Raw genomic sequence first — 21,704 nt, 5'->3', positions numbered from 1 at the left:
TTTTGTCATAGTTTGTCTTTTGCTGTAGCAAGCTTTTGCCCCTTTCCTTCTTAGAGAAAAAACCGTTCAAATACTGTTAATTAGATTTTCCCTACGAAAACTAATCTGGATGGTCGGTTCGAGCGTTTAAAAACAGAAGCCAGTGAAAGGAAAATTCTCACTGGCTTTGTCGTAGTATTGTGGTTCGAAATACACCTGACTTGTAATAGTTGGCGTCTTTAGCATTAGGTCTGGCTATCGTTTTGTATCTTTGTTCCAAGCGACTTTTTGCCAAGCTCCTCCCTCACGCCACACAATCCCCTCAGAACGACGCCAACAAGACTCATCATTGTTTCCGTTAGGCCACGTGTTTCGCTCCGCAATCATTACCCACATTGGTTCTATGTCAAACTTGCTAACATAGTCATGAAGAGTTTCATCATCAATAACTACTGCAGTTTGATGCTCAAAAGGCTCTTGAGCTTGTATTACAACATCACCATGTATGTTTAACCATTTGCTTGGCTCACTTTGAGACAACGAAAGTTCAAGTTCATCGGCAAACCATTTTTGTGGCATATAATTCGAAAAACCATCAGGAAGAGATTTGTCTAAATGACTTTCCCAATGGTAGTTAACTGTAGGTATTGCAAATGTACATTCTTCAGGCCCGTTCCAAAGAGAGTCTGAAAACTTTTCAGATTCCCACGTATTGCGCCAATATGCTTCGCGAAGGTACGGACCGTCAGTAAACTCCCTCGGTTTAAAAGAGTCAACATCAATACTTTCATTCTCTCTAAGAAACTCGGCTAGCTTTCTCACACTTCCTTTTTTAAGAAATACGCAATAAAGGAATCTGAATTCTTCATATCGCATTCCATGCATGCCGACTCTACGACCTTGATATTTTTCGCTAGAACAATTGAATTCATACAGCACACTCCACGCCTTATTATTTTCATCAATCCTAGAGAGCTTCTCAATCATCGTCAGCGTCGGATCTTCTTCAAAAGGCCACTGCTTCAAATTCTCTTCTGTAACTTCGGGAAGCTCGATAATTGGCTCTACCATCCATTTTTCAAGGTGGAGGTCTTGTTTTACGGGAGGTAATATAGTTGGTTCAATATTTCGTCGAAAGTCATGATGGCTATATCGATAAATACACGGCTTTTCAGCTCCCCATCCGCCTTCAAGAAACCAGTAGTTGTCAGCTAATCGGGCTTGAATTTCGTCTAAAGCAATTCTTTGGTATTTTTTACCTATCCGCTCTAGGTCATTTTCATGTCTTGAGTTACTAGTACCATATCCATCTCTAGGAAAAAGATCTGAGTTCCAACCAAGTTCATAGGCTCTTTTAGTGATCCATAATCTGCATTGTTGTATATCAACCGAATCAAACTCCTCGTAGCCACCATCACGAAGGTAGTCCAACGAAAGTCTTTTCCTCTCGTCTTCACTTAATAAGCTTTCTAAGCGGTGGCGAGCATTAACTATTGCTTCTTCTAGAGCTGTAGCTTCCGTTTTGACAGCCTCATTCTCTGGTTGAGCAAAAAATATAGCTTGAAAATAATTGGGACTGGATGCTTTTTCAAACTCCTCTAGAGCGTCGACGCGCTCAGTGAAGGGATGTATCACTTCCTCTAAAAAAACTCGCTTTAGTTCTTTCTTCGAAACTGGTTTTGGACTACTAAGGGGAGTAGTTAAAAAATTTCGCACACGACCTGGGATACTGTATTTCCCATAGTCCCCCCACTCACTTGAAGCAGAACTAAATATTTCTTTGCCTCCTCTTTCTTCAGCAATTTTCTCTACTTCATCTTCAGTCAGACCAAATATTGGAGGTTCAGAGCCTAGAGGGTGATAGCAGTCTTCTAGGTTAATACCTTCACTCAATGCGTGCTTGCTATTTGCAAGTTCAATTATCCCCAATGCATAGTCTCTAGTAAGTAGTGCTACCGGTGGCTGTTTGTCTGCAAAAACTTTGGCGAAGACTTCATGCGAGTAAACATTTAGACGTTCAGAGCTTTGATCGATGCAACAAGCTCCAAAGGCTGCTGCATAGAGTCGCTCTATAACATACGGATCATCGCAATCGTGCAACTTTTCGAGCAGGAAGGTAAATATGTTTGAGTTTACTAAAAATAGCGTCGTTAGTGCTTTGGTCGCTTGGTCACGCAATGTCTGGTTAGACGAAGATAAGGACCATACCAAAACTAATGACGCTAACTCCAAATGTTTTAAATCTGCAGTGCGACTATGCTTTGATAACGCCCATGAGACAATTCTTTCAACTTGATTGAGTTCTTCTCGCGACGCCCAATTAATCCAACGTGTCCAATGACTATCTCTTTCTGGCATTTGCCATTGCTTCAGACGTTCATGAAGGCGAAGAGCGTTAAAAGGATGGTCAATAGTCATTGAAACTTCCAAGAGTAACCCTAGAGGCTCAACATTGTAGCCATCTAATCGGTTCAGTAATTCTCGCGAGTCATTCGAAAAGGCATCTGCACTCCTCCACTTGAAGCTTTCCGCAAAGCTCTCCTGCAGTGACTGTTCTCTTTCCCAATGTAATTCCCAATCGGGTAGAGTTTTAGCAAATTCTACCCCGAGTTTCTCTGGGTAGATTGTGGATAGAGCGCTAATCAATCCTGTATATTGATAGTGAAGACCATGGTCTGGCTTCCCATCATAAAATAGGAAATTCAGAGGAAAGCCCGCATCGAAAGCCGTATTTAACTGTTCCCTAGACACTTTCGAAAGCAAGGATGTCGCCATGAGGTGATCTTGGAACCTCTGAAATGAGAAGCGCACTAGTTCTGATGGGGGATTAAAGGGATCATAACATTCCGAATAAGGAGGCGGGTCGCGTCTGAATAAACTTGTTTCTATTAACACCTGTAGCCAAGTTTTTCCTTCTGGCGCAGTTCTACCCTTAAAGCTCTCGTCTGCAATTGCTATCGCATCTTCGACTTCTATGAAATCGCAACCATTCATAGCCATCATACTAGCGACTTGAACAACACATTTTTTAATGGAATTTGAAATGGTAGCTGAGTTTGCTGTTTGTATCCCAGTGCGCCAACTCAACGCATCGAGATACAGGGCCATAGTTTGTGATATTCCGTTCAACCCGCGAGGAAATTCCGTAAGTCCTTTAGCATGCAAAGCCTCACTAGTCGTTTTTAGGAATAATGGATTGTTGAATTCTGGCGATAACCATGGTGTATTGGGCCGAGCTATGCCTTTGGTATCAAGGTATCGAATTGCTGCACGTTCCATCTCCTCCGGAGTGGAAAACCCATTTATCCGATATTTAGGAAGTTTTTCGAGCAAACTATCCGGAACCGCATAAGGAAGATACTCATCACGACAAGAGAAAACTGCTGATAGGTAAGGGTATTTTTGAATCGCGTTAACTATTTCCGGGAGATTACACTTCCAGTAATGTGCACCAACACCCTCGTTGATTGCGTCAAAGAGCAGAATGGTCCGCTCACCTTTACGTTCGCCAGCTGTATTCAGGGGGCCCAAAACATCATCGACTGTTCTACCCTCTAGACCACAAATTCCGCCGAATTGCTCCCAAAATACTGACGTCGAGAAACTCTGGCCTAACACTAGGACTGTTGGTAATCCTGCACTAGTTCGCTGCTCTGCAACTTGCCCTAGAATATGAGACTTTCCCGCACCTGCAGGTCCATAAATTAGAGCGCAGCGTAATGACTCTGCTATAAAGTTAGAATTTCTTAGAATTTCTCTTAATGAAAAGCAAGAGGATGAAAGCTCTTGGAGACGTATACGCACATTTTCAAGTTTGCTTTTATCATCCTCTATCAATATACCTTTATCTACCGAAGCGTACTGTCTTTCAAGTTTCCAAACAGCGTCTTGAAGCCGATCTAAAATACTCGTTGCTACCTCAATGTTCCATTCTTCATTTAAGTCGTGTGTAAACGAACCTTTAAGCTGAACAAGTTCCTGCCATGTCTCATTTGCAATTAAAAGTGTGTCGGCATCTGATGCAAGATCTGCTGAAGAGAACTCTATAGTGGGAACTCTTGATTCCTCAAGCTCATTGAATGCGCCTATCAACTGCTCAGTCGTGCTTGGACCTCGAGCTATGGTGTCAAACAAAGATTCAACCGAGACTTCTACGTGATCGTGAGGATTGAAACGGTCATCTAACGCTCGTTTCGCAGTATTAACTTGGTCTTCAAACCAAGAATCGTTTAGTACATCACCTCCAAACCAAAACTTGATCAATGCGGCATTCTCTTTTCGAAGGAGCATTTCTTTTAGAGTAGTTTCGGACCAAAGCTCGAATTCAATGTCAATTGACTTTTCTTCTGCCCAACCTTTCCACTTATTTACTCGCTCATCCCACTTTTCTCGCTGAGATTTACCTTTCGTCCCTCTAGGTGGAGTTAAGTCTTTTGGTATTGCGAAAATATAAGTTTGAAGTTCAGGGTGTACCTTTAACGCTTGTTCTACCGACTCATCCATTTGACTCCATTGGGAGTCACCAATCGAAGTGAAATACTTTGCTTGATAACCAATTTTCCTTCCATTGTTTAGAATCCAAAGAGCCTCTACACCTCCATCTCCTCCACAACCATCATTCGGTTGGAATTCAAGACCATTTTTAGGGTTCTCTCGACGAGCAAGCACACAAATTAGATCTTCAAAGGACTCTCTAGGCCCTTTGTTGAACGCATTTATAGAAGAAAAATCAATCAAGTTTGTATGTCCTTTTCCTGTCTGGAAGGTTGCGAAATTGGGGTTTGAAAGATAACAACTAGGAAAGAATAATATATCAAACAACTAGAATACTTTGTTGACGTAATTCAAACATCCAATCAATGACTTACACCTCATTAATAGGAGTAAAACTCAGGTCTAACCGTCTTGACTCGTTTATGCCCCAAAGCTTGCCAGCCAAAGATTTAGGACAAATTTCTTTTGTCATAAATTGACCAACTTTTTCTAGTGGATGATTATGTACTTAGTTTGATACGAAGTTGTAGCTCGATTCAGAAACGGTAAGTCCAATTATTTTGTATATGGAGACAAAGTGAAACAGTTAAAAGTAAACACGCTTCATGAACTGCAAGAGTTAATTGCCACGTATGGCGAGGCGGTACTTTTCAGGGGGCAGCTTGAACATTACGGTGAGCCTAGTCATCCTTCTGTTATAGCCTCATTTGACCGCAGAGTTTGCGTTCCTTCTGAAGCCGTAAAGTGGATGAGTTATGCCAGTAAAGTTCTTGAGGTCCTTATTGGTGACCATGTTAAAGATATTAGTTATGTACAAGCACTTTTACAGCATTATGGATGGAGATCATTTTATATTGATTGCTCATCCAGCCCAGCCGTGAGCGCATGGTTTGCTAGTCATAAGTACACTGAGTCACTAGGCATCGATATGTGTGAAGATTGTGGTGAAAACTTTCTCTGGGAGCGCAAGAAGTTTGCGCAGTATAATTTTGAAGAGGGTGACGGGCATCTTTATATAATTGATAAATCAATCGCAAAAGAAGTAGGACTTGTAGATTTGTCTACATTAACACTTAGTGGAACTTTTCTCCGAACAGATGCGCAAAAAGCATGGCTGTTAGGACCGACTTTAGGGAAACCGATACCCAAGGAGTGTTTTGTTGCTCATATTACAGCGAGTAGGAGCATCTTTCGGGACTATGCAAGCTTACACGATTTAACAAACACTGATTCTTTGTTTCCGCCAGCTTCAAAAGATCCAATTTTGAAAGCACTACTAGAGTTGCCGTGGCGAGAAATAAAGTCGCTCCGTGATCCAGAGTTTTCGGTTCCAGTCTTTCAGCGAGCACTTGAATTGCCAGAATATCAAAACAGTTTTGAAAAAATCGCTTCACCTACAACTGCTTTTTACCGAGGTCAGACGATAAGTGAAATGTTCGATTCATTAGAGTCTCGCTATGGATTACTGACTGGTGGTGAAATTATTTCTGCATCAGAATTAATTCTTTTCGGAAGTGCTGATACAAACACACCATTGAATTTTCCTAAAATCGAAAAAAAGCTTGAAGGGAATAACTACCTAGCATTTGAAATAGATGAAATCGTTAAACATCCTAATGTGGGAGATAACATTATTTATCAAAAAGGGGTTGGTATAATTTCTCACTCATCGGAACTTTTTGAAGTTTGCGCATTAGTCGTTATGCATCCTGGTATTGAAATGACCAATGCTGGATTTAGTCCAGGCTGGTTCTATCGTAGAAAGTCGAGTGGTTTATGGGAACGGGAATATCATGAATATGAATGCGACTGTGGTAACGAGAATATACATAATCGTAATATTTCTGCACTGCACATCGCTGAAGAGCTTTTAACGTTGTAAGGGGAATAGTTTACATGGACCATGAAATTACCAATTACGTAATGGCTTATTAAAGTTCGCCACGAGTATCGAGTTTTCCCTACATGAAGTAATTCGTGGTTTGCTAAATTAAGTAAATACTCTAAATTGATTCTGTCCAAAAACGATTCTGAGATTAAATATCCTTTATAAGGAGCAGTGCTTATCCTGTAAGCACTGCTCCTTATAAAGTTTCAATCTTTAATGTAAAAGTGGCGAACTTTATCGTCAGAGTTTCGATCTTTGTTGTCCACCGACATCTCTCGATTCTTTTCTTCGTGATATTTAGCCGCATAAACCGCCAATAAGCTTGCTGTAAAAGCAATCATTGCTGCATTCAGAGTTTGCCAATGAGACCAAACTTCTTGGACATATGACCAATTTCCACCACCATCAAACCATGGCTTTAATATCATCATCACGAAATACACCCCAATCAAAATACAACCAAAGGTAGAAAAGTATACTCTTACAAAAGTATCCAAGAGAGTTTTGGGAGACCCCATTCTTTTCTGTATTGAGCTAAGAAATTCAGTACTGATACCGATAACTTTGCGAAGATAATTGGCCCCATCACGAAGCTTCTCTACCCCAGATAGTTCTTTATCCATGTTGTACCACTCCTAGTAAACAATTTTTTAAAGCTTAAGGTTACCAAATTGTACTCGTTTCTATGCATAATGAGCGCGATACTCAACCACAGTCAACTAAGAGGTTCATAGTTTCGTGTCTATGCTCTAGATAGCCGATTAGGTTGAGGAGCTCTCGGAAGGAATTAGACCAAGCGTAAGTAGTAAGCTTACGCTTGTTAGAAGAGTTCTTAGTGAGGATTAGAGACGTTCTTGGTCAATGAGTTGCTCTAACGTATTTCAAATGTATTCCCGTAGGAGTGATATTGGTTAAATCTCGGCTATATACATACCCATACTTTTGTAAGAGATCAATTGAGTGATACGTCCAGCCAGCGGCAAAGGCTACACCAGCCAAGGCAAAATAAACACAGATTTTATTAGCTAGCTGCATTGCACTTTGAGAGTAAATTTCATTGATTTTTTTCCCGCACAACATAGCTTTTGGGGCCATAAAAAAAATACAACCTAACGCCCCTAATAATCCAATCGGCACCCACAGAGTTAGAACGGATAGCTGAACAGTGTCTGCTTTATTCAGTAGTTCAAGATAGTCTCTATAGACTACATAAGATGGATAGCCCCAACAAATTATCCCAAACAAAAGAACAAAGATACCAGCCAAACGTAATCTTGTTTTATGTGACATTCTCAAGCATCCTTACGACTTGATTAGAAACTTTGTATTCACCCCAAACAACCTCAATTAAGACATATGTTGCTGTAACAAATAGCGCACCAACCATTACGGGAGCTCCCAGAGCTGCCGTAGCAAATAACAGAACTTCACCAGCTGCTGTTTGCAACATGAATTTGAACATATCGGCACCTACATTGCCAAACCAATCCACTAAGTGATAGTCGTCTTTAAAAACTAAGTCGCTGGTGGCTAGACTAGCGGACACCACAAAGGTTAAGGCACCCGCACCTTTGAAGTTTGCAGTTCTAGATTGAGGACTAAAGCCTGCTTGCACCGACTTAAATGAATTTAGAGGGTACTTCTTACCATTCATATTAAGCCGAGTACCATTGACAAACGCATGCCGTAGCACTTTGCCATTCTCGTTTGTCCCTGAAAATGCGACAAATAATTTACCTCGGCTTTCTACCAAATCAGCTTTAACGCCTAGATCGCCAAACTGTTTAGCAATTGATATCGCATTAAACATAGGCTCTGTGTGATTGAACCAAGACTTAACGGTGTTAATGCTCAAGGCGATAGCAGCGACATCCTTACCAGACTCCAGCCAAACGTTATGTAATATTTTATGTGCATCCTCTAAATCTGTAATTAACACATGCTGGTGGTTTTTAGCCATTTCATCCCCAAGTGAACACTGTAATCCTATTGAGTCACTGAGAAGCTGAGGAGCATTCAATCCTAGAGAAGTAGGTCCTAACCCTGCTTTTTCTCTATCTCTAAGAACCCTCTCACGATTTTCCATCGCTTGCTGAAGGAGTTAATTCAGCTCTACGCTCTCGTTGCTGACGAGCGAAGAGCTCTTTTGTGGTTTCCGGCTTTCTTCTGGGGTAACAGGGGCAGATTCATATCTCATAGGATCATACTTACACTATAAAAATATGATTATATCAATATTTTCAATACGTTATCATTATCAACAATGCCGATCTACGCTTTAACTGCCAGAAAAGCCATTATGGCTAGTTAAATGTTCACATTGAAACCTAAATCACATCAACTTGAACTCAAGTAGAAAGCTTTTAAAGAATAGTTCCCAAATTGGTATGTAATTTATGATATCGATACTATTCATCTCAGACCACTGAGTTGCTTTAATGTGAACTGGAAACAGCATCAAAACTTTACTATTAAAACTAAGAGTCTATTGTAAGGCTTCCAGACCTTTTATTAACTTATAACTAGGTACTTATAAATAATGAAGATTCTCAGCTTTATAACCAAAATCTTTATAAGAGAAAATCAATTAAGTTCCCAAAAGTTTTCAGCTTCACGTGACTTGAATGAACTTGCATTCCGTGCCCAGCAAAACTATCGAGCTAATCCGGATAAGCTCGCAAATAGAAGAAATATAACAGCAATTGTGAACGCATTTCATGCACTCCATTCAAACTTAGCAGCTCAGCCTCACGACAATTATTTCTTTGGTAATTTAATCAAAGACCATAAAAATGGTTATACCAGCATGGATACAGCAGTCAGTTTAACTCTTGACCTTATCAATGAACCTAAAGCACTTTTCTCATCACAATGTGAATATTTTTCAAGGAACTTAGAAGTCATCCTAAGAGATTACTCATTCACAAGTCCACCTGAGAAAATTATATCCCCTTACCTAAACGAAATAAGTGATGTGGCATACGGAGGCATTTAACATCTCCCTAGGCTAACTATAAGCTAAATTGCTTGCATGTAGATGGTGTAGTCGGAACTATTCCCTCATCTCTAATTTCCCGACATAGTTCCTCTACACCTTTAACAAACGCCATGTACCACCCTGAGCCATTATTAAACAGTTTGCTAAGTGTAGTAATCGCTGTAAAACACAGATTCTGCGCCTTGGTGGGCTAAATGCCAGTTTTTCCAATGCTCCCTTTCGGCTTCAACTTGTTCTCTATCTACAACCCTAGGGAGCAACAACTCGATGCCTCCCCTTTCTTCATGGGATATTACGCAGTTATGGCAATTCTCGACTATCATTCGGTTAATTTTATGTGTTTGGTCTCGCGTAAGTTTTGTACCTCTTGGAATTGGAGGAGAAACTCCAACTTGTGTATACAGCAAATGCCTTGGTCCCAGTGGTAAAATGACCTCACTGTTTGGATTTGCCCAGCCACCATTAAAATCATAATTTTTGCTATCTTCATAATTTAACCGTACCACTGGATTGTCTGACGTATACCAACTCATCCCCTCAGCAGGAAGGAGTATGGTCCACTTGTTTCTATGTAGTTGATCAGCAACAGTGGTAAGGACATGTTTTATAGACCACAACCAAGAAGCTCTTCCAACCAAAGATGTAACTTTTACTACAAACTCACCCTTAGCATTGTCTATGATCTCCACTCTTAAGGGTAAGCTATCATGGTAACGAGCCTTCCCATCAGGCTTATAACCCGGAGGTATTTTTGATTTAACCTCTTTAAGGACATCTTTGACCACTTCATTAAGTGCCACTTCATTGAAACGCTCTAAATGCTCTAGGTAACGCTTTGGAGTCCGTAAGTCCTGAAGTGCAACGAAGTTAGCTAATTTCTTATAATCATTCCTTGTAAGCTTCTCATTGCGAGCTACTTTCTCAATCGACTTACTGGCAGGAAATTCATACTTAGAATCGAACCAATTTTCTAATATATCATCTGGGCTACCGTTTTGAGTGTTTACATACAAATATTTATGGTAACCGATCGCTGATGGATAGTAGTCCTTCCATAATGGCACATTCTCGTGTTGAACAACTTTCCTATAGTGGAATACCTTACCCTGCTCGTTGCACCAATTTTTTAGATACATCTCAGGTAAAAAGTGATTGTCTTTTTTTACACTCAATGAAGCCTCCATTTTCTCTTTTAACGCTGCATTATGGTGCTACAAAACCTTACCGTACCACCGGGCTTATACCTTACTACTCGAATCTATAGTGCAATTACAGTGTCTCTCCATGCTCATGAATCGTATACTCAAAAACCTATGGTTCACAGATGTGCACCAGGCCATCTAACCATCCCAATAGCTCATGCTCTTCCTTACATTGCACCAGTACATAGCTGGATATATAATTACTGTATATACATACAGCAGTCAGACGTGTTTTTAAAATGGGTGTTTTACAAATATTTGATCAGTCAATAAATTGCGGCATAACAGGCTTTGAAGACCCAACAAGCGGGAGTGTCCGTAAATCCCTGTCATTGTCAAAACAGCTAGTTCATCATCCTAGCGCAACCAAATTAACTGTTGCTCATCAAGATGTACCTTACTTCGGTATTTCAGATGGCGATTACCTGCTTGTTGACTCAAGCCTTCAACCTGAAGCAAACGACTGTATTTTGGTTGAATACCTTGGCGAAAACGCTCTTGTGTCATTTCAAGAGATACAAAAGCAAGAAGATATTGTAGTTCAAGGCGTTGTATCTGCTCGTTTTCATTGGTACAGAAAAGGCTATTCGATACCTATTCATAACTCATTGAAAGAGTTCGACCTTCATGAGTTATTAATACCTCCTGAGCAACAACATACATGTGTATTGATGCGTGCAAACGGTAAGTCTATGTTACCAATCATTGATAACGGAGATTTGCTACTCCTTAACCGCAGCCTCTCATTTAAAGAAGATCATCCCGTTATCATGGCTTTAAATGGTGAATTGGTATGTAAGAGGTTGAACAAAAGACTGAAAAAAGCATACAGCGACAACCCAAAGTTCAGATCTGTTTATCTATCATCAAGTGACGAAATTCGCATTTACGGCTGTGTCTCTATGGCTATCCGAATTTACCGGAGAGAACTTCGTGGCCGATAAATCATTCGCACTAATAGACGGAACAGGATTTTATGCGCACAGTAGTGCTCAATTTCATCCTGGTTTAAAAGGGAAACCAGTACTCGTGTCAGCAGGCCAAGGTATTAGTATTGCCGGAGCAAATATAAAGGAATTTGGGATACCCAAGTTCTCTCCTATTTGGGAAATCGACTCTAAAGTTGCCATGCATCATGGCGCAATATTTAAGTGTAATTTTAATACCTTAGGGCAGATATCTAGGAACTTTAAGCAATCACTTATAGATGTTTCCGAGGGGCTACCCATTTTTCATTACAGCGTCGATGAATCTTGGGTGGAGACTACGGAGCTACTGAAGAATGGCATTGACCTGGAACGCGAAGCTTGGCGTTGGCGTGAACACATTTGGAAAACAACGGGTGTTCCTACAGGAGTCGGGATTGGTCCTAGTTTAACTCTTTCAAAACTGGCTTCGTTTGCAGCCAAAAAACTTCAGGGTAGTAACGGTGTATTTGTCATTAGTAAAGACAATTTGATTCAGACATTAGAAAAGGTACCTGTTTCAGAGGTTTGGAACGTAGGCAGGAAGCTATCTAAACACTTTTCTCATATGGGCATTTATAGCGCGTTAGATTTAGCTCGCCAAGATCCTAAAAAAATGCAAAAAGCCTTTTCGATTTCCGTCGCCAACACGATCCATGAGTTAAATGCCACACCTGTCTACAATTGGAACGACACACGACCTAAGAAGCAACGAATTTGGTCCACCAGCTCATACCGGGACCGTTTACAATCAAGGGAGTCCATAATGTCGGAATTATCTCTTCACCTTGCAGAGGCATTTTTTAAATTACGAGCGCAAAAATCAGAAGCCCTGGCTATAACAGCATTTGTGTCCACATCCATACATGACGATCCTCAGGAGCAGTTTAAGGCTAGCCGGAGCATACACTTCAGTTACGGTGTATGCGATACCTCTGTAGGTCTAAAGACTTTGAGAGCTATTCAGGGTGACCTTATTCCTACTCAACCGACAAAAACGCGCATTTATAAGGTTGGAGTTGGCCTTACTAGTTTAATCGACGCAGAACACAAGCAAGCAGATCTATTTGAACCAGAGGTTAATAACCATAAATTAAGCAAAGCAATCGACTGCATTAATTCGCGCTTTGGGAAAGGGACAATAGAATTTGGAGCACGTACAAAGCGGTACTCAGAGCGACCAGGGAATGTAAAGTTGCTAGAGCTGGAGAATTATTTCAGCGATTTTAATGAGCTACTTGAGGTTAAGTGTATTTGAATGTATTGGGTTGTGTGAATTAGTGAGAATGCAATCTGTCAGTTTGGTCTCCTGAGGGAGATAAAATCTGAAAAATCTGAAAAATCTGAAAAATCTGAAAAATCTGAAAAATCTGACAGATTGTTTATATTGCTATAGGAGAGGAATAAAGTTTCATACTAATTCCTACTACAAAGTCTGAGTCACGCTACAACTTAGTAATAAAGTATCATAATGGTTGTCTTGAGCATCCACAGATTGAGCGGTCCCATTTAAACACGTTTCTGGACAGAAGTTTGCCAGTGATTTTACTAAATTAGTAATTCATGAATAACTTTATGTATCGAAAAGCCGCTTAGTGAAGTGTCCAGTCTGGCTGGAGCAGATTAGTCGAGCAGTTCATCCTTTTCTTTCGCTTGAAGTTGCGTCTGATATTCTTTGAAAGTGGTGAGATTACCGATAATCCCCGCGAGCGGGGTTCTCAAATCATGAGATACGGAAAGCAAAATTTGGTGGCGCAGTTGAACTTGTTCTAGCGCATTTTGTTGGCGTCGATATCGCTCAGCGAGCTGACTGGTAGTAAAGGCAACCACAATAAAAACAAGTAAGTTGATGATGTCATCTAAGTGGAACATCTGAAGCGAATATCGAGGCGTGGTAAAGAGGAAGTTAAAACTGACGGCTTCGGCAATCGCAGCCACATAAGCTATTTGTGAGTGACATTGAAGGGCAATCACAACGATAGAAAGCTGGAGTATCAGCAACACCGCAATGGTTGAGCCTAACCAGTGATCAAGTCCTAAAGATACGACAAGTGCAAGAACAAACACCGATGCCGATAAGAGATAACGCTTCTGTAGCCAACTCATTGCCATATAAGTCATTTGAAAGAAAATCTTAACAGCGACTCTATCAGATGCGCAGTCAGGGTTCGCGTAAAAAAAGCGTAAAAAAATGGCGAAATCTAGAGGCGTTATATCCAATCAGAGGAAGTCACAAACAGCATCATAACTTCCTCGACTTATGTATTGGTTAAGGTTTTGCAGAGCCTTCATCAACCCACTTCATGTTCAGATCTCTCTGCGGGAAAGGGATGGTTAGCCCCGCCGCTTCGATATTCGGTTTCACTTGCTTCTGCACCGCCCAATAGGTTTCCCAGTATTTGTCCGTCGGACACCAGGCGCGAAGTTGGAGGTTCACTGAACTATCGGCCAGCATGTGAACAATCACTTGAGGCTCAGGATCTTTAAGGATATGTGGCTGGGACAACGCCAACTCTTTAAGCACATTCAATCCGATTTCTACTGAATCTTGGTAAGAGATGCCAACCGTGATATCCATACGACGTTTGTTGTTTCGGCTAAAATTACGAATGGTTGAATTCCAAACCGCACTGTTCGGACTAGAGATGTAGAGACCGTCCGCTGTCTCGAACACAGAAGTGAATAGACCAATATCGACCACGCTACCAGAGTAGCTTCCGAATTCGACGAACTCGCCTTTTTTGATTGGCTTCAGAAATAAAATCATGATACCTGCGGCAATGTTACTCAGTGTGTCTTTCAGAGCTAGGCCAATCGCTAAACCCGCTGCACCGACTAAGGCAACCAAGCTGGCAGTATTCACACCAAAGAGGTCTAGAACAATGACCAACGCGACTAAATAAACCGCATAAGACGCGACTTGAGAAAGCAAGCGAGCGATAATTTCATCCCCACCGCTGACTTTCTCTGTTGCTTTAAATACCCCGCGCTTGACGAGCTTGGATACCACAGAAGCCAAGATAAAAATAAAAATCGTCAAGAGCGCATTTTGCAAGATCTGCATAATGAGTGCCTGATGAGTATCGTAAAAACCAGCGATATGTTCCATGGTTACTCCTCTATCTCTTTTTGTACGGATTGATAATGGTTACTACGTGAATCAATAAGTTCACCGTTCAGTATTTGTCTATTACAGCGCTCCATAGATGAGATAACCATTGTACCCCAAATAACACAACAACAGAACAGCGCCTTCACTGCGAGAAATCGTCTGTGATTTGCCAAAACGAGCGGCGGTCAACAGCAGTAATCCCGTGACAAAAAGCATCGATGTCCAGTCACGCCAGAAGACTTCAGCACCAATATTGGCAATAGGTTCAATGGTACCAGCAATACCGATGACGGCTAAGGAGTTAAACATATTTGAGCCGACCACATTACCCACAGCTATATCATGCTCGCCTTTACGAGCTGCCACGATGGATGCTGCTAATTCGGGTAAGGACGTTCCTAAGGCAACAATAGTTAGGCCAATCAATAAATCGCTGACACCGAGTTGTTGTGCGATTTCCACCGCTCCCCACACCAAAATACGCGAGCTGATAATCAGTAACACTAACCCTGTAATCAGCCAGAAAATGGATGACTTCAGTGACATACTTTGGCTAGATAGTTCGTCGTCCATCTCTTGTTCTAAGTGGTCTCCCTTTGAGCGTAATGCGCTCCAGATTGACCAACCAATCAAAAGCATGAATCCACCAATCAACGCCCAGGCTTCTAATGTGCTGATATGGTGATTCCACAGCATTGCGCCAATGACAAGCGTGACGACCAAAAGGATGGGAAGTTCTTTACGGATGATGCTTGAATGTACAGCAATCGGTGCAATGATCGCGGTTACACCGAGTATTAAGGTAATGTTGACAATGTTCGAACCGACAGCATTTCCGAGCGCCAGAGCAGGGTTGCCATCCATAGCCGCCATAGCCGAAACCACCATTTCAGGTGCAGATGTACCGAATCCGACGACCAACATACCAATCAATAAAGGTGGCATTCCTGCGTAGTTGGCACTAGCGGCTGCGCCTTCAACAAATTTATCTGCACTCCAGACAAGCAGTGCAAAGCCAGCGATAATCGCGAGTGAAGCTAATAGCATGTTTAATCCCTATTAAATAACGTAAAAGTATAGAATAACGGCCAAAATTAATCGGTAGATGACATAAGGCATCATCCCAAATTGATTCAGGAATTTGAGGAAGTAGTGGATCGCAAGTATTGCGGTGAGAAAAGAGGTAACGCTACCAATTAAAAGTGCCAGCCAATCTACGGTTACCGAACTATCCATCGCTACTTCAGCGATTTTGGCTGCTGCCGCGAGAGCAGTAATCGGTATTGCAAGCAAAAAGGACAGGCGAGAAGCTGCTTGTCGATTAAATCCTAGTATCAATGCTGCGGTGATGGTTACACCTGAACGAGAGGTGCCAGGGATTAAGGCTAATGCTTGCGCACACCCGACAATCAGTACATCTCTCCAACCGAGAGATTCTAACTCTCTAACTTTTCGACCAAAGATATCGGCTAAACCCAGCATCACGCCATAAGCTACGGTTGTAAACAGAATAACCATAACAGAGCGAAGCTGGTCATCGATTAAGTCAAGAAGAAATAACCCAGCTAATGCCGCAGGAAAGGTTCCCCACAAAATCGCCCAGGCTAAGCGACTGTTGGCGGAGGAATATTGACGTTGAGTGATCGATTTACCCCATTCAGTGATCAATAGAGCAATATCTCGTCGAAAGTAGACGAGCACGGCGAGCAGCGTACCGATATGAGTGGCGAGATCGAAGCTAACTCCCTGATCGACTACACCAAGGAAGGTCGGCATTAAGATCAAATGAGCAGAGCTAGAAATGGGGAGAAACTCGGTAATTCCTTGCACTATCCCTAAAAACAAAGCGTACCATGCATCCACAGCAGGTTTCCTTTTGTCATCTCGGGCAGGCAACAACAAAAGCAAAATAGCAATCCTGCCCGCATCGCTATTTTGCTTAAGTCTTGCCAGAACATGTTGAACGTGAATACCACAAGCATAAGGCTTGGAGACTGTTGATATTCACTCCACTACTAATCAGTAGTGGAAGGCTACTCCCTTAAACGAGCTGAATTGTAACTAACAAATACGATTTATATCAAATGTTAAATAAATAAGTTGAAATAAGAAAAATTGGGCTGAGAGTTTGTGTGCGAGTTTTTGCTCTAACTAACAATACACAGTTTCACAATCCATCAGAGATAAGTTTTGTGAGGGCTACGCATAGTACAGTTGACAGTAATGCTCTTTGCCGCAAAGAAGGAATGGGGCAAAACCGTCTTAGAACTATTACATACACAACGTGCCCACTACGAATGTGTTCACGGGTAAAAACACCATATGTATCGCTTCAACTAAACAGGTACCGTACACAAAGACCACAGCCAACACCGACCAACTTCTTGGATTTATATCCAACTTTTTGGCTCGATAAACAAAAAATTGTATCGGCGTATACTACTATCATCCTACCTGGCTGATTTTGCAGAAGAAAGTTCATGGCATGCTTACTGCTTATTGCCGTGATAACTAGTATTCACTTTAGGTATTTGTGTGTCCTATAAAGTTCTTCCACTGTCGGAAGTAATGTCTCATGAATTTGGATTGATAGAGGGCAACTTCCATAATATTTCGGAAGCGGATATCGCCTCTGCTATTCCTTCACATCTTACTTTTGAACAGCTAAAGCAGCATCTCTACGAAGGCAATCTCGTACTCGTGAGTGATACGCCTCAAACTCCCGCTCTACTTAGTTACAACGACCCAATAGGTCCTAAAACTTGGAGGCTGAACTCTGAGGTTATCCCAGCATTCTCTGATGATGCCGCTAATAATTTATTAGCAAAAACGAAAATCACCAGAACAACGGGAGGATACAGCTCTTGTCTAGGGGAAACCTCGACGCTCGAACGAGTTTACACGCCGCAGCCAATCGCAACCGAAAGTGAAGAGGAAATCACCAAGGAATTTGAGTACAGCTTCGAAGTTGGCTGCTCGGATGCCACCATAAAGAAAATGGTGCACAGTGACTTTGCTTTAGCGAAAACTGAAAAAGAGAACGCGTTAACTCGCTGGGAACAAACCAATACCGAGCAAGGCACCCGCTACACAGCGTTATGTGTATTTGATGAGCCAAAGCGTTTAAATATCCACATCGCTGATGACAATCTCGGGCTGACGCCACAGGAAGCCGTCACACTAAAAAAAGTCGGCAGCCATAAAGCTGAGGAAGGTTTTATACCTGTTGTCCCTGCAGTGCGATTGGGCGAACGTTTAGGTTTGCCTACTGAAGGCTATTACTACCACTTTAATGATGGTGAACTTGTCCAAGAATACAAAATTCTTGGGGAAGAAAAATGGGCGTTTTACGCTACGCAATCGACACAAGACAAGCTCAATGACGAGCGTGGTTTTACTAAAGACCAAAGCGCTATTTTGGTGTATTGGAAATTAGCCGATCAAATCATCGAAAATCAATACATCATTTATCTTGAGCGACAAATCACGCGTGAAGAGCTCGATAATCTCAGTGAAGATTGGCTGTGTGAAAACGGGATAAAGTTGGATATCCCCGCATTGTTTAATGCGGTCAAACAGCCGGAAGAAGCGCGCTCAGAAGGTAACAACGATGAGACGCAAGCGGAACAAACCGCAGCGACGCACACCGTAACGGTAGGGGAAGACTGGCAAAGCATCGCTGAACTATATGGTATGGGAGCTAAAGCCTTGCTCTTGCTTAACCCAGTGTTTGAGGCCGACCCTCTGTCACTTGCGGTAGGTGATGAAATTATTGTTGCTGAGAAACAGCAACAACAAGCACCGGACAAAAAGAATACCTTTCCGCCGCTGCGCCCACAAACTTACAACAACATCCGCAACAGTCATTATCAGCACAGTGATCCATTGCTCGGGTTGACCAAATATAGAGCCATTAACACTGCCGATTGCATAGAAGGCGATGTGGTAATCCTCAATTTAAAAGACGCCACAAGCTCGCTCGTGTTCGCTAAATCCTGCACCAGACCAGAGGGATGTATTGAAATTGGCGACCAACAAGAGTCAATAAGTAACTTTGGTCCTTGGTCATTCTTCTTTGCACAAGCCAATGCAAACCCAGCTGCTGTCATACCCGCCATTCAAGCGACACAAGCACAAATGGCTATGGGCAGTTCCGCAGCTGTCGCCGGTTCCCCAGAGCAAATGCAGCAAACCCAAACCGCAGCGATGCAGTTAGATAAACTGGCCGGCACATTGAAAGACAAAATCGTCGAGGGCTACCGCTGGCAGGTCGAAGGTATTGGCGCTTTGTTTGCCATGCAGCAAAGCTTATTTGGCGATAACACCCAATACACAGACCAAGATTTACGCCAAGTAACCACGGCGCAAAGCCGCGTTCGTGTCCACATTACCGAGCCCCAAGATGGCGAGTTTTATCCGCACGTACAGGGCTATCATGTAGATGACACACGAATCCCCATCAAATATGTGAAACAAGGGAACAATGGTCAGTTGTCCGTTGCGATTGAAGAGAACGGACCAACCATATATTGGACTCCAGAAGAAAACGGTGAAGCAAGTTGGCAAACTACCCCCGATCATAGTGATGGGTTTGAAAAAGACGATATACTGGTCACGCCAATCCACTCGGATAGCGATGCGAACGTCACCGTTACGCCTGCGCCTGAAGAGAAAGACTGGCGTGATGCGATCTTGGTATTCCCTGAAAGCTCAGGCATTGCTCCGCTCTATGTAGTTTACAAAGAAAGACTGAGGGATAAGCCCGGAGTCGTTACTGGTAAGGGCGAAGATATCTTGGGTATCTGGTTAGCTGATGCGGGTAAAGATTTAGGAGCTCCAATACCGTCTCAAATTGCTGATAAGCTAAGAGGAAGTGAGTTCAGTAGCTTTGACGATTTTAGAAGAGTCTTCTGGGGCGAGATTGCCAATGATCCTACTCTATCAAGTCAATTTATACCTGCGAACCTTAAACGGATGATGGATGGCAAAGCTCCTCGAGCAAGGTTTAAGGATACCGTTGGAGGAAGACGTTCTTTCGAACTACACCATGTTGAAGAAATACAACATGGCGGTTCTGTATACGATGTTGACAACTTAAGAGTAAACACCCCCCGTAACCATATTGATATACACAAGAGTTAACGATGGAATTAAAAGACACACTGAGTGCTTATACTGAAGCTGATTTCATAAACTTAATAGATGAGATAATTGAATCAAAGGGCAGCGATGATTATCAAGATAAGTTGCTTGAACACTTCATATTAATTACGGAGCATCCGGCGGGTTCAGACTTAATTTACTACCCAGAGAACCCGGGTGAGGATACGCCTGAAGGGATAGTCAAAATAGTGAAAGATTGGCGTGCTAGTCAGGGACTTCCTTGCTTCAAAGAGTAAAAGCTAAAAGGCGTCACGATGACGCCTTTTCTCATTCCCATTCCTCAACCTGCTCTAAAAACCGCTCAAAATCCTCTTGTGTCAGAACCTTATGGCAGCTCTCGGTGAACTCAATATTTTGTCCATTGCGATTGAAGATAACGTACCAACCATCAATTGGACGCCAGAAAAAACGGTGAAGCAAGTTGGCAAACTCCCGATTCAAGTCAATTTATACCTGCTAACCTTAAACGGACGATGGGTGGCAAAGCTCCTCGAACAAGGTTTAAGGATACCGCTGGGGGAAGACGTTCTTTCTAAATGCACCATGTTGAATAAATACAACATTGTGGTTCTGTGTACGATGTTGACAACTTAAGAGCCCCCGTAATACAACATGAGGATTAACAACGAATAGCATTAGAAGAATGGATTACTTTTAGTAAGGCAAAACCCAATTAACAGGATATGAATGAGTATTTACTCTGTCTTATAATGGGGCAAAGGTGTGTTTGCCGTGATTCAGCGATATCACATCTCTGGACAGAAATGAGCGGGAGTATTAGCTCGCAAGCATCTTCTTCGGATAACTTAAATTTGGGGTAACTATCAACTAGCTTAGTAAGCTCATCACCCACATATCTAAACCTATGTGGCTGATGCGATAGAGGAGGTAACCAACTTAGGCTTTTTCAGCATTGTGCCCTACAACTGGGAGTGTAGCCCAAAACAGGGGTAGGCATTGGAAGGGTTAGCTAATAAGCTGCTCTGAAATACCTTTGAATGAGGCAAAACAGGTATCAAAGTCATGCGGCTCTGTGTTGTACACCATTGGAGCAACAAACGCGTCAAAACGTTTACGAAACTCCTCGTTGGATTCTAGCTCTTCTAATCCTAGTTTTAACTCATTGCGCGGATCATCGACAAACTCATGATGTTGATTGCCATATCGCGCCCTGTCTTCTTCCAAAACGGTATCAAACATCGGCTTTAATACGCCCATATCAATCGTATGCTCGGCGCTAATACAGTGAACATCGTAGATATGACGAACCAATGTTTCGTCATCCTTACGCTGTGGATCTCGCTTGACTGACATGGTGCGACGCAACATGGAAAGCACTTTTTCAACCAACGTCGAGTCAATAGATATACACGACATTGTGCTTACTTCGGCAGGTTGATTGTAGCTCTGCGCGACCAGCGATGAAATAGAGCGAGGCTCAACGCCCTGAAGTTCGATTGTCTCGATAAATTCCAGTTTGATATAAGGTCTTAGACACGGTGCTTGATGGTATTGTTGTGGGTACTCTATTTCGATTTCAACATAGCGATAGCTATCACGTACCGTTTTATCGCTATAATTCAGATAAGTGTGGTCAGCTAACCTCGCTATGAGGTGCTCGACTAACGCTTTGCGAGCTCTTCTCTTCGCACCAGGGCCCTTATCGAGAAACTCCTTAGTTGGAATTAATTTTATGTCGACGTCTTCAGACATTCGCAGAATCTTAATATTGGACTTGGCCAAAGCAGTTCCACCTGAAAAAACAAGCTGGTGGTGCTCACTTTCCACACCTTCCAACATGGCAAGCAGAGACACCACCCAATAGTCCTTTTCCGCGATCGACGGGTTGCCTAACTCAAGGGCATCAGATACTTCAAGAAATTGATTTTTTAGTTTTGATATA

At 42.2% G+C, this 21,704-nt stretch carries 15 protein-coding genes and 2 pseudogenes; 7 read left to right on the top strand and 10 right to left on the bottom strand.

All coding sequences use genetic code 11. The features are described from left to right. Positions 1–234: 234 nt before the first annotated feature. Positions 235–4,716 carry a hypothetical protein gene (locus tag R8O70_RS12750; RefSeq protein WP_213899630.1) on the bottom strand — a complete coding sequence of 1,494 codons (4,482 nt, stop codon included), beginning with the start codon at positions 4,714–4,716 and terminating at the stop codon, positions 235–237. Positions 4,717–5,050: 334 nt separating this feature from the next. On the opposite strand from R8O70_RS12750, the gene R8O70_RS12745 reads away from it, so the two are divergent. Continuing rightward, on the top strand, positions 5,051–6,355 hold the full coding sequence (locus R8O70_RS12745) for an FRG domain-containing protein (protein WP_213899631.1): 1,305 nt from the start codon (positions 5,051–5,053) through the stop codon (positions 6,353–6,355). A gap of 212 nt (positions 6,356–6,567) precedes the next feature. On the opposite strand, the gene R8O70_RS12740 is transcribed toward R8O70_RS12745, so the two are convergent. From R8O70_RS12740 to R8O70_RS12730, 3 genes and pseudogenes are all read right to left on the bottom strand, one after another. Beyond that, entirely contained in the window at positions 6,568–6,984 is a 417-nt protein-coding gene (locus R8O70_RS12740) for a hypothetical protein (protein ID WP_213899632.1), read from the bottom strand. A gap of 235 nt (positions 6,985–7,219) precedes the next feature. Further along, the gene (locus R8O70_RS12735) at positions 7,220–7,651 is read right to left on the bottom strand and encodes a hypothetical protein (protein WP_077284305.1); all 432 of its coding nucleotides are present in this window, start codon (positions 7,649–7,651) and stop codon (positions 7,220–7,222) included. Beyond that, positions 7,641–8,558 (bottom strand): annotated as a pseudogene (locus R8O70_RS12730) (hypothetical protein). Before R8O70_RS12730 ends, R8O70_RS12735 begins: the two are co-directional and overlap by 11 nt. 342 nt (positions 8,559–8,900) lie before the next feature. On the opposite strand from R8O70_RS12730, the gene R8O70_RS12725 reads away from it, so the two are divergent. Then, a complete protein-coding gene (locus R8O70_RS12725; RefSeq protein WP_025767120.1) occupies positions 8,901–9,356 on the top strand; it encodes a hypothetical protein in 456 nt (151 codons plus the stop codon). A gap of 146 nt (positions 9,357–9,502) precedes the next feature. Here R8O70_RS12725 and R8O70_RS12720 read toward each other — a convergent pair whose 3' ends face one another. After that, positions 9,503–10,531: a DUF4238 domain-containing protein gene (locus tag R8O70_RS12720; RefSeq protein WP_176043453.1), complete on the bottom strand. Its 1,029-nt coding sequence runs from the start codon at positions 10,529–10,531 to the stop codon at positions 9,503–9,505. A 269-nt stretch (positions 10,532–10,800) separates the two neighbouring features. Between R8O70_RS12720 and R8O70_RS12715 the strand changes: the two genes are divergently transcribed. Then, on the top strand, positions 10,801–11,505 hold the full coding sequence (locus R8O70_RS12715; protein ID WP_025767122.1) for a S24 family peptidase: 705 nt from the start codon (positions 10,801–10,803) through the stop codon (positions 11,503–11,505). Then, entirely contained in the window at positions 11,495–12,784 is a 1,290-nt protein-coding gene (locus R8O70_RS12710; protein WP_213899633.1) for a nucleotidyltransferase, read from the top strand. Before R8O70_RS12715 ends, R8O70_RS12710 begins: the two co-directional genes overlap by 11 nt. Before the next feature lie 368 nt (positions 12,785–13,152). Here the strand turns inward: R8O70_RS12710 and R8O70_RS12705 are convergent. From R8O70_RS12705 to R8O70_RS12690, 4 genes and pseudogenes are all read right to left on the bottom strand, one after another. Beyond that, a pseudogene (locus tag R8O70_RS12705) lies at positions 13,153–13,632 on the bottom strand (DUF4118 domain-containing protein); the annotation flags it as partial. Positions 13,633–13,795: 163 nt separating this feature from the next. Continuing rightward, complete coding sequence (locus tag R8O70_RS12700) at positions 13,796–14,635, bottom strand: mechanosensitive ion channel family protein (RefSeq protein ID WP_104965929.1); 840 nt, start codon at positions 14,633–14,635, stop codon at positions 13,796–13,798. 81 nt (positions 14,636–14,716) lie between these two features. After that, complete coding sequence (locus R8O70_RS12695; protein WP_039428122.1) at positions 14,717–15,685, bottom strand: calcium/sodium antiporter; 969 nt, start codon at positions 15,683–15,685, stop codon at positions 14,717–14,719. Between the two features lie 12 nt (positions 15,686–15,697). Continuing rightward, on the bottom strand, positions 15,698–16,501 hold the full coding sequence (locus R8O70_RS12690) for an undecaprenyl-diphosphate phosphatase (protein ID WP_039428124.1): 804 nt from the start codon (positions 16,499–16,501) through the stop codon (positions 15,698–15,700). A gap of 672 nt (positions 16,502–17,173) precedes the next feature. On the opposite strand from R8O70_RS12690, the gene R8O70_RS12685 reads away from it, so the two are divergent. The 3 genes from R8O70_RS12685 to R8O70_RS12675 all read left to right on the top strand — a co-directional run bounded on the left by R8O70_RS12685 (position 17,174) and on the right by R8O70_RS12675 (position 20,395). Further along, the gene (locus tag R8O70_RS12685) at positions 17,174–19,780 is read left to right on the top strand and encodes an S-type pyocin domain-containing protein (protein WP_086484042.1); all 2,607 of its coding nucleotides are present in this window, start codon (positions 17,174–17,176) and stop codon (positions 19,778–19,780) included. A gap of 2 nt (positions 19,781–19,782) precedes the next feature. Beyond that, the gene (locus R8O70_RS12680) at positions 19,783–20,037 is read left to right on the top strand and encodes a bacteriocin immunity protein (RefSeq protein WP_025767126.1); all 255 of its coding nucleotides are present in this window, start codon (positions 19,783–19,785) and stop codon (positions 20,035–20,037) included. A gap of 91 nt (positions 20,038–20,128) precedes the next feature. Further along, entirely contained in the window at positions 20,129–20,395 is a 267-nt protein-coding gene (locus tag R8O70_RS12675) for a hypothetical protein (RefSeq protein WP_025767127.1), read from the top strand. A 372-nt stretch (positions 20,396–20,767) separates the two neighbouring features. On the opposite strand, the gene R8O70_RS12670 is transcribed toward R8O70_RS12675, so the two are convergent. After that, on the bottom strand, positions 20,768–21,703 hold the full coding sequence (locus R8O70_RS12670) for a nucleotidyl transferase AbiEii/AbiGii toxin family protein (RefSeq protein ID WP_025767128.1): 936 nt from the start codon (positions 21,701–21,703) through the stop codon (positions 20,768–20,770). Between the last annotated feature and the right edge of the window lies 1 nt (position 21,704).

The sequence above is a fragment of the Vibrio sp. 779(2023) genome, from assembly GCF_033344285.1.
In the GTDB taxonomy this organism is placed as follows: domain Bacteria; phylum Pseudomonadota; class Gammaproteobacteria; order Enterobacterales; family Vibrionaceae; genus Vibrio; species Vibrio alginolyticus.
The sequence above is the reverse complement of the archived record's forward strand: the minus strand, read 5'-3'. Positions and strand labels throughout refer to the sequence as shown.